The 9809-nt window shown below is 62.8% G+C and carries 9 protein-coding genes; 2 read left to right on the top strand and 7 right to left on the bottom strand.

Going from position 1 to position 9809, the window contains the following annotated elements; genetic code table 11:
- Positions 1 to 203 precede the first annotated feature (203 nt).
- From aroB to pilM, 7 genes are read right to left on the bottom strand one after another with little or no spacing between them, the layout of a single operon-like run.
- On the bottom strand, positions 204 to 1322 hold the full coding sequence (gene aroB / locus KUV72_RS00380; RefSeq protein WP_222237072.1) for a 3-dehydroquinate synthase: 1119 nt from the start codon (positions 1320 to 1322) through the stop codon (positions 204 to 206).
- Entirely contained in the window at positions 1319 to 1867 is a 549-nt protein-coding gene (gene aroK, locus KUV72_RS00375; RefSeq protein ID WP_206940219.1) for a shikimate kinase AroK, read from the bottom strand. The genes aroB and aroK overlap by 4 nt, the downstream gene beginning before the upstream one ends.
- On the bottom strand, positions 1867 to 3243 hold the full coding sequence (locus KUV72_RS00370; protein WP_315857829.1) for a type IV pilus secretin PilQ: 1377 nt from the start codon (positions 3241 to 3243) through the stop codon (positions 1867 to 1869). The genes aroK and KUV72_RS00370 overlap by 1 nt, the downstream gene beginning before the upstream one ends.
- Before the next feature lie 24 nt (positions 3244 to 3267).
- On the bottom strand, positions 3268 to 3798 hold the full coding sequence (locus KUV72_RS00365; protein WP_222237070.1) for a pilus assembly protein PilP: 531 nt from the start codon (positions 3796 to 3798) through the stop codon (positions 3268 to 3270).
- Positions 3795 to 4523, bottom strand: coding sequence for a type 4a pilus biogenesis protein PilO (locus tag KUV72_RS00360; RefSeq protein ID WP_206940224.1), 729 nt, complete (start codon positions 4521 to 4523; stop codon positions 3795 to 3797). Before KUV72_RS00360 ends, KUV72_RS00365 begins: the two co-directional genes overlap by 4 nt.
- Positions 4520 to 5077: a PilN domain-containing protein gene (locus KUV72_RS00355; protein WP_222237069.1), complete on the bottom strand. Its 558-nt coding sequence runs from the start codon at positions 5075 to 5077 to the stop codon at positions 4520 to 4522. The genes KUV72_RS00360 and KUV72_RS00355 overlap by 4 nt, the downstream gene beginning before the upstream one ends.
- Positions 5074 to 6126 (bottom strand): type IV pilus assembly protein PilM, encoded by a 1053-nt coding sequence (pilM, locus tag KUV72_RS00350; protein WP_222237068.1) that lies wholly within the window; start codon positions 6124 to 6126, stop codon positions 5074 to 5076. Before pilM ends, KUV72_RS00355 begins: the two co-directional genes overlap by 4 nt.
- Before the next feature lie 237 nt (positions 6127 to 6363).
- Here pilM and KUV72_RS00345 point away from each other — a divergent pair, with 237 nt between their 5' ends.
- Together KUV72_RS00345 and KUV72_RS00340 are read left to right on the top strand one after the other, a co-directional pair.
- On the top strand, positions 6364 to 8892 hold the full coding sequence (locus tag KUV72_RS00345; RefSeq protein WP_206940230.1) for a penicillin-binding protein 1A: 2529 nt from the start codon (positions 6364 to 6366) through the stop codon (positions 8890 to 8892).
- 103 nt (positions 8893 to 8995) lie between these two features.
- Positions 8996 to 9757, top strand: a complete 762-nt coding sequence (locus KUV72_RS00340) for a YdiY family protein (protein WP_206940232.1) — start codon at positions 8996 to 8998, stop codon at positions 9755 to 9757.
- Positions 9758 to 9809: the final 52 nt, after the last annotated feature.

The following is a 9809-nucleotide window of genomic DNA, read 5'->3' as shown; positions in this document are numbered from 1 at the left end:
GCATGAACGCTGTTCGTGAACCTGCTCGCCAGCCGCTCTAACTGCCTGTGACTGGCTGACAGACTGACGGAATCCCCCCCCTTGCATCAGTCTGTCGCGAGCGACGCTACCCTCAGACACGCAAACGCCCGCACAATGGCGGGCGCCGGCGATCCACGCTCGAGCAAAACCGGTCGGGCACTACCCCCTGCCGCAGCCCAGCATCAGCAACGCGGGAACTCCTTGATGCAATCGTGAAGGACCGCGGATGGCGTCTGATCATGGACGCAGGCCTTGCCGAGCTCCTGCAGCAGGATCAGTCGAATGCCATCGTCGAGATTTTTCTTGTCGAGCTTCATGCGTGACACGAAGTCCTCCACACTCATCTCGGCCGGCGCCGACACCGGGAGTCCACAGCGCTCAATCAGCCGCCGTGTGCGGTCGACCGCTTCGCTATCGATAAATCCGAGCCGCATCGACAGGTCGGCAGCCATCATCATGCCCGCTCCCACTGCCTCGCCGTGCAACCAGGCACCGTAGCCCATATGGGCCTCGATGGCATGACCAAAGGTATGGCCCAGATTCAACAGCGCCCGAACACCTTGCTCGGTTTCATCCAGGGCCACGATCTCGGCCTTGATCGCACAGCTTCGCTCGATGGCCGTGGCCAGAGCCGCGTCATCCAGCCGACGCAGCGCGTCGAGTTGCTGCTCCAGCCATTCGAGAAAAGCGCGATCGTAGATAAAGCCGTACTTGATCACCTCGGCAAGCCCGGCGGACAACTCCCGCTGGGGCAGCGTTGCCAGCGTCGCCGTATCGATCAGCACGGCACGGGGCTGCCAGAAGGCACCAATCATATTCTTGCCCAAGGGATGATTGACCCCGGTCTTGCCTCCCACCGAAGAGTCCACCTGAGACAACAGCGTGGTCGGCACCTGAATGAACGAGATGCCACGCTGATAAGACGCGGCGGCATACCCGACCATATCCCCGATCACCCCGCCCCCCAGGGCCACGAGCGTAGAGCGGCGGTTGAAGCCAGCCTCCAGCAAGGCATCCCAGATGCGCGACACCCCTTCGATATTCTTGTACGCCTCCCCATCGGGCAGTACCAGGGTTTCGATACGCAGCGTTTCGTCCGCCCGGGTGAGCGCCGTCGTCAGGCGCTCAAGGTAGTGCGCCGCCACGGTCTCATTGGTCACTACCATCACCTGCCGCCCGGACAGATGCGAGACCAGGCGCTCGCCCTGATCCATCAGTCCCGCACCGATATAGATGGGGTAGCTACGCTCTCCCAGGGAGACATTCAACGACAAGGGATCAGCAATCGATGCGGTGGTCATGAGGAAGCCTTGCAAGTCAGGGGGTCGAGAAGACGATGGACACGCCGCACGATATCGTTGACCACGGAGCGCGGTCCGCGGCGATCCGTACGCACTACCAGGTCGGCGGTGGCACGATACAGCGGGTCGCGCAGCGCAAACATGTCACGCAAAAGCTGCTCGCGATCACCGCGCTGCAACAGCGGACGGTTGCGATCCTTGGCGGTACGCTTGAGCTGCTGTTCCACGGTGGTATAGAGATAGATGACGGTGCCACCCTCCCGGATGCACTGTCGATTTTCCTCGCGCAGCACGGCGCCACCACCCGTGGCAATGACGACCTGGTCGTAATCGACCAGCTCGCTGATCATGCTGCTCTCACGATCACGAAAGCCACTCTCGCCCTCGACATCGAAGATCCAGGGAATATCCGCGCCGCAGCGTGCCTGGATCTCATGGTCGCTGTCGTAGAAGGGACGTGACAATTCGGCCGCCAGCAGGCGGCCGATGGTGCTCTTTCCAGCCCCCATGGGGCCTATCAGAATCAGGTTCGGTACATCCTGCATCAGTGATTCGCCAGGCCGTCGTCGAGTATCCGGGGTGTAATGAATACCAACAACTCTACCTTATCGTTGACGTCCTCGGTATAGCGAAAAAGCCTACCCAGCACCGGCAGGTCACCCAGCAAGGGGGTCTTGTAGAGGGTATGCAGCTGCTGCGTGGTCAAAATTCCGCCCAACACCACGGTTTCACCGTCATCCACCAGCACCTGGGTCTGAATCTCGTTGGTATCAATAGCGGGCTCGCCGTCGACGCTCTGCTCGGCCAAGGTATCGTTGTTGATGGTCAGATCCATCACCACCCGGTCGTCACCGGTGATCTGTGGCGTTACCTCCAGCGCCAGCACGGCCTCCTTGAACTCCACGTTAGTGGCGCCACTGGAAGTGGACTCCTGGTAGGGAATCTCCGTACCCTGCTTGATCAGCGCCGTATGCTGATTGGAAGTGATCACCCTGGGCTCGGAAATGGTCTGGCTCTTGCCTTCGCTCTCCAGCGCTCGAAGCTCCAGGTCCAGCAGCACGTCACCGGCCAGATAGCCGATGTTGAAAGAGTTACCCGCTTCCAGGGCATCTCCCAGGTCCACGGACATGCCGCCGTAGGTATCCCCTCGATTGCCCGAAATCACATCCCCGATGGTGATATCCCCACTATCGCCGACGGTCTTGCCATGGCGACTGCTGACACCCCAGTTGACGCCGACTTCCTCGGCGGTATTGTCCCTGGCGACGACGATACGCGCCGAGATCTGTACCTGCTTGACCGGTACATCGAGCCGCGCCAGGGTTCTTCTGATCTCGAGCAGCTGAGCCGGCACATCCTGGATCAGCAAGGTGTTGGTGCGCGGATCCGTGGCGACCCTGCCGCGCTCGGTCAGCAGACCAAAGCCACTCTCACCTCGCAGCAGCGCAGCCAGCTCACTGGCCTTGGCATAGCGCACCTCGACATGCTCCGTCACCAGCGGTTCCAACAGGTCGCGTCGAGAAGCGGCCTCCAACGAGAGCCGGTCCCGCTCGGCAAGCTCCGCCACCGGGGCCACCAGCAGGATATCGCCCTGGCGGCGACTACCCAGCCCCTGGGTCTGCAGCACCATCTCCAGGGCCTGGTCCCAGGGCACGTTATCGAGATTCAGCGTGACGCGACCACTGACGCTATCACTGACCACGATATTGAGGCCGGTGAAGTCACTCAGCACCGACAGCACGGAACGCACCTCGACATCCTGGAAGTTCAGCGTGATCGGCGCGCCCTGATAGTCCGCCTGCGGATAATCTGCCGCCTGCACGCTGCAGGACGCCACTCCCAAGATGACCGGCACGAGCCAGAGCAACAGCCCCCGCCTGCGGTGCTTGCGGCCCTTCATCGGGCTGCGCCATGATTTCATCAGTCTCTGCATGTTCGCCCCGCGTCATTGAGTTGCTGTGGCGACGACGGACCCTGCTGGCCCTTCGCCCACCGACACCAGGCGATCCCGCCAGGCATAATGCTCCGGATCATCGGCTTCCAGCCTGACCGCATCGGGTTCGATGGCCGCCACCTTGACCGCTGGAGAGGCCAGCGACTGCCCCTCCATTACGGCATGCACCCGCCCTCCAGGCGTCTCGAACAAGGCCCAGCGCTGGGACTGGCGCTCCAGCACCCCGACCAGGGTCAATTCGTCCAGAGCAAAGGCGGCCAACCCTTGGGGATCGCGCTGCACCTGGCCGGCGAAGCGAAAGGGGCTTCTCGACTCGGCATACAGGTAGTGAAGAATCGGAAGCTCAACGCTCTCAGGCAGCTCTCCTGCCGGCTGGCGCCATTCGGTGGTCAGCGCCGCCGCCAGTCGTTCATCCAACGCTTCCAGGCTGTCGTGTTCACAGCCCGTCAAGACACAGCCCGTCACGCCACAGGCCAGAAGCAGCCACAGACGGGTGAACTCTCCCCGACAGCGGCTGCTCATTGACGCCGTACCTGCTCATCGGAGACTCGCACAGCGGCGGCCGACGCATCGCCAATACTGTAGGTCTGCACCCGAGCACTCAGCTCAAGCTGGCCTTCCACGGGCAGCAGACTGAAGTCGTGAATGGTCACCAAGCGCGGCAGATTGGCGAGGTCAGCGATAAAGCCACCGATGGCGTGATATCCCCCCCGCACCCGCAGCTCGAAGGGACGCTCCACATAGAGCGCCAGCGGACGAGGCTGCCCCAGCGCCAGCTCCTGCAGTGCCAGCCCCCGGGCTCTGGCCTCATCCCCGATACCTTCAAGCAGCGAGGGGATATCAGCCCCATCCGGCAGCATCTGCCGACGCTCGCTGACCATCTGATCCAGATTCACCAGCACGCGCTTCATGCGATCCAGCTCCGCCAGCTCACGCGCCCGCGCTTCAAACTCCCCGATCGCCTGCTGCTCCTGCAGCTCAAGCTGCTCCAGGCGTATCGCTAGCGGTCGCACGTAGCACACCAGCGTCACAACAAGCGCAACGCAAAAGGCGCTGGAGCCCACCAGCACGCGCAACATCCATGGCCAGCGCCCGGCCTCACCCAGCTCCAACCGTCGCCAGTCGACCACACCCAAGCGACGCCACTCTTCCCTTAGGCGCAGCCACCGGGAGCGCGATGATGGCACCCCCGCTATCGCGTCGGCCCCATGCCCCACCGCCCTGCGCCTATCCAGTGACGGCATCATGGCCTTGGCCTCTCGACGGCGTGGGACGCCAGCTGCAACTGCACGACAAAGTGCTGGCGACCATGCTGTGCCCCTACCCGAGACAGCTGCGGCTCCAGGAACGTCGGCACTCGCTCAAGGGCACGCAGCTGCTCGACCAGGCGCGCACTGTCGACCGCCTCCCCCTCGAGGATAAGCGCATTATCGCGGCGCTCGACCCGGTCATAACGCACGCCATTGACCAGCGTCGCAGCCAGACCATTGACCACATCCAGGGTCTGCCGACGCTGGTCCTGCAAGCGAGACAGCAGTGCCTCTTCCTGGTCAAGCAGCGCCAGCTGCCGGTCAAGGTCCGCCATTTCCCGCGACGTTGCCTCGAGCTGCGTCATCGCCTGCTGCAGGTGCTGGTCGCGCTCAGCCATCAACGACAGCTGCCACTGCAGCCACAGCGACGCCAGCAAGGCCACTCCCACGCCTGCTGCTGCAGCCATGACCACCGTCAGCCAGAAGCCATGGGTACGCCGCACCCTGGCCGCGTCGCGCCAATCGAGCAGATTGATGCGCACCCGGCTCATGCCCGCCCCCTCAGCGCCAGGCCACAGGCGGTCAGCAGCGCGGGGGCCTCGGCGCGCACGGCGTCGACGTCCAGGGATGATGCAATGCTCATGCCCTCCAGCGGATCGACCAGGCTGACCGGCAATCCGATCGACTCAGATAGCCGTTCGGCGAAGCCGCCGATCAGGCTGGTGCCCCCCGCCACCAACAGGCGACTCAGCGGGCGAAATCCCCCCGACACGCGATAGAGCTGGAGCGAGTTTTCGATATGGCCGATCAAGGTATCGAGAAACGGCAGCAGCACGGCCTGCCCATAGTCCCCCGGCAAGCCGCCGCGTTTCTTGGCGAAACCCGCTTCATCAAGACTCATGCCGTAGTGACGCTGGATGGCCTCGGTCAACTGCATGCCGCCGTAAAGACTGTCGTGGCTATAGATGATCCGCCCTGCCTCAAGCACATGCAGCGCATTGAGATAGGCACCAACATCCACCAGCGCCAAGGCCTCATCCCCCATCTGCAGACGCCGATAGAGCCCAGCCATGGCTCGTTCGATGGCAAAGTTCTCCACGTCGACGGCGGCCGGCACCAGCCCACTGGCCTCCAGCGCCTGGGTCAATTGCTCGACATCGTGGCGTCGACACGCCACCAGCAACCACTCCCGATATGCCGGATCATCGACACACTCACCGAGGCATTGAAAGTCGAATGCCACCTCACGGAACGGAAACGGAATGTGCTTGTCAGACTCCCACTCGATACGGGCTTCGACCTGGTCCTCGTTCAAGTCCGCCGGGAAACGCAGCAAGCGTGTGATCGCTGCTCCAGAAGGGACCGCCACGGCGGCATGCCGACTGCGCGGGGCGGCGCGCTCGACGACACGGGACAGGACCTCGATCACCTCGCCCATATCGCGAATACGGCGTTCGACCACGGCTCCCTGGCGCAAGGGTCCCACCGCATGGCTGACCACTCGGTGGCCACCCGCTACCGACTCAAGCTCGATCAGCTTGACCGTGGCAGACGTGATATCCACACCCACCAGGCCATTGGCCCTTGAGGTAAACCACATGTCGTCGTCGCATCCGCAGCTATGGCATGCACCCGATGCACATTACCGTGGTGCCAGCCTAGCCAACCGTAGGCAAGAGGTTACTGATCTATGCCACGACTTTGTGCAACAAGGCGGGTAATTCGTCACAAAGGTGGTGACGGCTGCGCCCAGTTCCTATAATGGCCGACGCAAAGGATTGCCTTTTTCAGTGATATACCCCGCCGTTTTCGTTTTCAGCATGGACACCGCGATTTCATGAAGTATCTCAGAACGCTCTTATTCTCTGCCGTGTGGCTAGTGATCTCACTGGGCGCCGCAGCAGCCTTGGGTGTCGTTGGTGCCGCCCTCTATTTTGCGCCCGGTCTTCCCGATGTCCGCCAGCTGCAGGACTTCGAGCTGCAGACCCCGCTGCGCATCTACACCAGGGACAACCAGCTGATTGGCGAATTCGGCGAGGAACGCCGCATGCCTGTCGATTTCGATGAGATCCCCGAGCCCATGCTGCAGGCCCTGATGGCCGCTGAGGACGCGGCGTTCTTTGAACACCCGGGGGTGGATCCGAAAGGGCTGGCGCGGGCCGTCAAGCAGCTGATCACCAGCGGCGGCACGCCCCAGTCCGGGGGTTCGACCATCACCATGCAGGTAGCGAGAAACTATCTACTGACGTTGGACCGCACCTTTACCCGCAAGCTGCGTGAAATCCTGCTGTCGCTGCAGATGGAACAGATTCTGTCCAAGCAGGAAATCATGGAGCTGTACGTCAACAAGATCTTCCTCGGCCACCGCGCCTACGGCATTGCCGCTGCGGCAGAGGTCTATTATGACAAGCCGCTGGACGAACTGACCCTGGCCGAAAGCGCCATGATTGCCGGGCTGCCCAAGGCTCCTTCGTCCTTCAACCCGCTGGCCAATGCCGAACGCGCTCTGATTCGCCGCAACTGGATCCTGTTCCGCATGCGCGAGCTCGGGTATATCGACCAGGCAGCCTACGACGACGCCGTCCAGGCCCCGATCACGGCTAGCCGTCACGTCGCCCGTGCCGAAGTTCAGGCCGATTATGTCGCGGAGATGGCGCGGCAGTTCGCCACCGAACGTTTCGGTGACGAGGCCTATACCGGCAGCTATCGCATCACCACGACCATCGACAGCGAGCTGCAGCCCATGGCGCGGCAGGCGCTGGCCAATGGCCTGATCGCCTACGATACCCGCCACGGCTGGCGCGGCCCGGAAGACACCGATATCCCGCAAAGTCTGGCAGAAGCGCAAGACCAGACCGAGCGCACTGGCCTGGAAGAAGAGCTGTCTGGCTCACCCGAGGTGATGGAGACCGCTCGTCGTGCCGCAGAACGCAGTCAGACAACGGTCGAAGGCATCGATGGCGACGTCAGCAACTGGCTGCAAGTGCTCGAGCGCACCCCCTCCTTCGGCCCCCTGGAGCCCGCCATTGTGGTGGCGACCGACGGCCGTGAAATGAAGGTTCTTACCCACGACAGCCAGCTGATCACCCTGGACTGGGCGGGCCTTGAGTGGGCAGCACCTTACAAGAGCGCTCGCTATCGTGGGGCCAAGCCCACGGCAGCCTCCCAGATCGCCAGTCGCGGTGATCTCGTGCGTATTCTGCAGCGCGAAGACGACAGCTGGCGACTCTCCCAGCAGCCCGATGCGGAAGGCTCGCTGGTGGTGATGGATCCCAAGACTGGCGCGATTCTGGCCCTGCAGGCGGGCTTTGATTTCGATGCCAGCAAGTTCAACCGCGCCATTCAGGCACGTCGCCAGGCGGGCTCGATCTTCAAGCCGTTTATCTACCTGGCAGGCCTCAACAGCGGCGATGTGACCCCCGCCACCGTGATCAACGACGCCCCCGTCGTGCTCAACGATGGCAGCAACGAACTGTGGCGCCCATCGAACTCCAGCGGCGACTTCCTTGGCCCGACCCGTCTGCGCACTGGTCTGGCACGATCGCGCAACCTGGTCACCATCCGCCTGCTGCAAAGCATTGGCCTCGATCGCACCATCGATTTTCTGGTCGACTTCGGCTTCTCCCGAGAGCGTCTGCCTAACGGTCTGTCGCTGGCTCTGGGTAGCGCCAGCCTGACGCCACTGGAGATGACCAATGCCTACGCCGTGCTTGCCAACGGCGGCTTCCGCGTCACACCCTGGTTTATCGAAAAGATTACCCAAGGTGAGCAGCAGACACTGGTGGAAGAGGCAAGCCCGCGGGTGGCATGCCGTGAGTGCGAGGAAGGACAAAGCACCACCGAGATCGACGGCAAGACCTATGAAGTCGCTCCGCGGGTGGCCAATGCCCGCGCGGTCTACCTGCTGCGTGACATGTTGCGTGACGTGGTCGAACGCGGCACCGCTCGTCGCGCGCTCTCCCTTGAGCGCAGCGATATCGTCGGCAAGACCGGCACCACCAACGATCAGCGCGACGCCTGGTTCGCGGGCTTCAACGGCGACTACGCCACCACCGTATGGGTCGGCAAGGACGACAACACTCCCACGGCGGAGTACGGCGCCCAGGCCGCACTGCCGATCTGGGTCGACTTCATGGGCCAGGCGCTGGCGGGCAAGCCGGAGAACATTCCGCCGCAGCCGCCGGGTATCGTAACGGCCCGCGTAGACGCCAACACCGGCCGATTACTCGGCGACAACCAGGGCGGTGGCATCGAGGAAATCTTCGACGAAGATCACATGCCCAGTGTCCAGCCCCGTCGCGTGGAAAGCGCCGTGGAGCGTCACAGCGGCTCCCAGGGCACTGGCGCCTACGAAGCTATCTTCTAGCCTCATCCCGCAAGTCGCTTCTCCCCCGCCCGGGGGAGAAGCACGACTGCCGCCATGGCGGCATCCTGATCTCTTCCCCTAGCCTTATCCAGGTGACCACCACATGGTGCTTTCCCGCTTACGCACGCTGGCAGCCACACTGTGCTTCTTTGGGCTTTTTGTGCCGATATCGCCATCCCTGGCCGATTCCTTCTACGCCCCTGCGGCGCCGAACGACGACGCTCCCGACTTTATCGGGCATGTCGAATTTGGCTATACCCGCCTCTCCGGCAATACCAACACCGAGACCGTGCTGGGCAAGACCCAGCTAACCTGGCTCAACGGCGCCTGGCTATCGCGCTTTCGGGCCGAAGCCCGCCATGCCAGCGAGGACAGTGAAACCAGCGCCGAACGCTACATGACCTCGTTTCGTCAGCGCCGCGAGCTGGTAGGTCCTCACTATCTGTTTGCCTTCGGTCGCTGGGAAAAGGACCGTTTCAGCGGCTACGATCATCAGTTCACCGCCATTACCGGTTACGGCCGGCAGATCCTCGACTCTCCCCGTGCCCACCTTGAGCTTGAGGCAGGCCCAGGCTATCGCGCAGACATCCTGCCCGACGAGGACGATCAGCGCCTGGCCGTCGCCTACGGCGCCATGGAAGCCGGCTACATCCTGAGCGCCAGCGCCAGTCTTGAACAGGAACTCTCGGTCGAGACCACGCGCAAGAACTCGACGCTACGCTCCTATACCGCACTGGATACCCGGATCAATGCGCACATGTCGCTGCGACTGTCGCATGAGATAAAGCACAACTCGGATCCACCCGAAGACGCCGAAGCACGGACGGATCGAATTACGTCAGCCTCATTACGCTACGAGTTCTAAGACGACGTCAGCCTGGATCAGCGCCCATGCCAGCGTTGGTGAACCAGCCGCT

It is taken from the genome of Halomonas sp. DP4Y7-1, assembly GCF_019800705.1.
Lineage (GTDB): Bacteria > Pseudomonadota > Gammaproteobacteria > Pseudomonadales > Halomonadaceae > Halomonas > Halomonas litopenaei_A.
This window is presented reverse-complemented; position numbering and strand designations above follow the sequence as displayed.

What these genes read in the sequence shown, in the direction of transcription:
- aroB (WP_222237072.1), bottom strand. Translation starts at nt 1,322, where the DNA reads ATGACCACCGCATCGATTGCTGATCCCTTGTCGTTGAATGTCTCCCTG.
- aroK (WP_206940219.1), bottom strand. Translation starts at nt 1,867, where the DNA reads ATGCAGGATGTACCGAACCTGATTCTGATAGGCCCCATGGGGGCTGGA.
- KUV72_RS00370 (WP_315857829.1), bottom strand. Translation starts at nt 3,243, where the DNA reads ATGAAATCATGGCGCAGCCCGATGAAGGGCCGCAAGCACCGCAGGCGG.
- KUV72_RS00365 (WP_222237070.1), bottom strand. Translation starts at nt 3,798, where the DNA reads ATGAGCAGCCGCTGTCGGGGAGAGTTCACCCGTCTGTGGCTGCTTCTG.
- KUV72_RS00360 (WP_206940224.1), bottom strand. Translation starts at nt 4,523, where the DNA reads ATGATGCCGTCACTGGATAGGCGCAGGGCGGTGGGGCATGGGGCCGAC.
- KUV72_RS00355 (WP_222237069.1), bottom strand. Translation starts at nt 5,077, where the DNA reads ATGAGCCGGGTGCGCATCAATCTGCTCGATTGGCGCGACGCGGCCAGG.
- pilM (WP_222237068.1), bottom strand. Translation starts at nt 6,126, where the DNA reads ATGTGGTTTACCTCAAGGGCCAATGGCCTGGTGGGTGTGGATATCACG.
- KUV72_RS00345 (WP_206940230.1), top strand. Translation starts at nt 6,364, where the DNA reads ATGAAGTATCTCAGAACGCTCTTATTCTCTGCCGTGTGGCTAGTGATC.
- KUV72_RS00340 (WP_206940232.1), top strand. Translation starts at nt 8,996, where the DNA reads ATGGTGCTTTCCCGCTTACGCACGCTGGCAGCCACACTGTGCTTCTTT.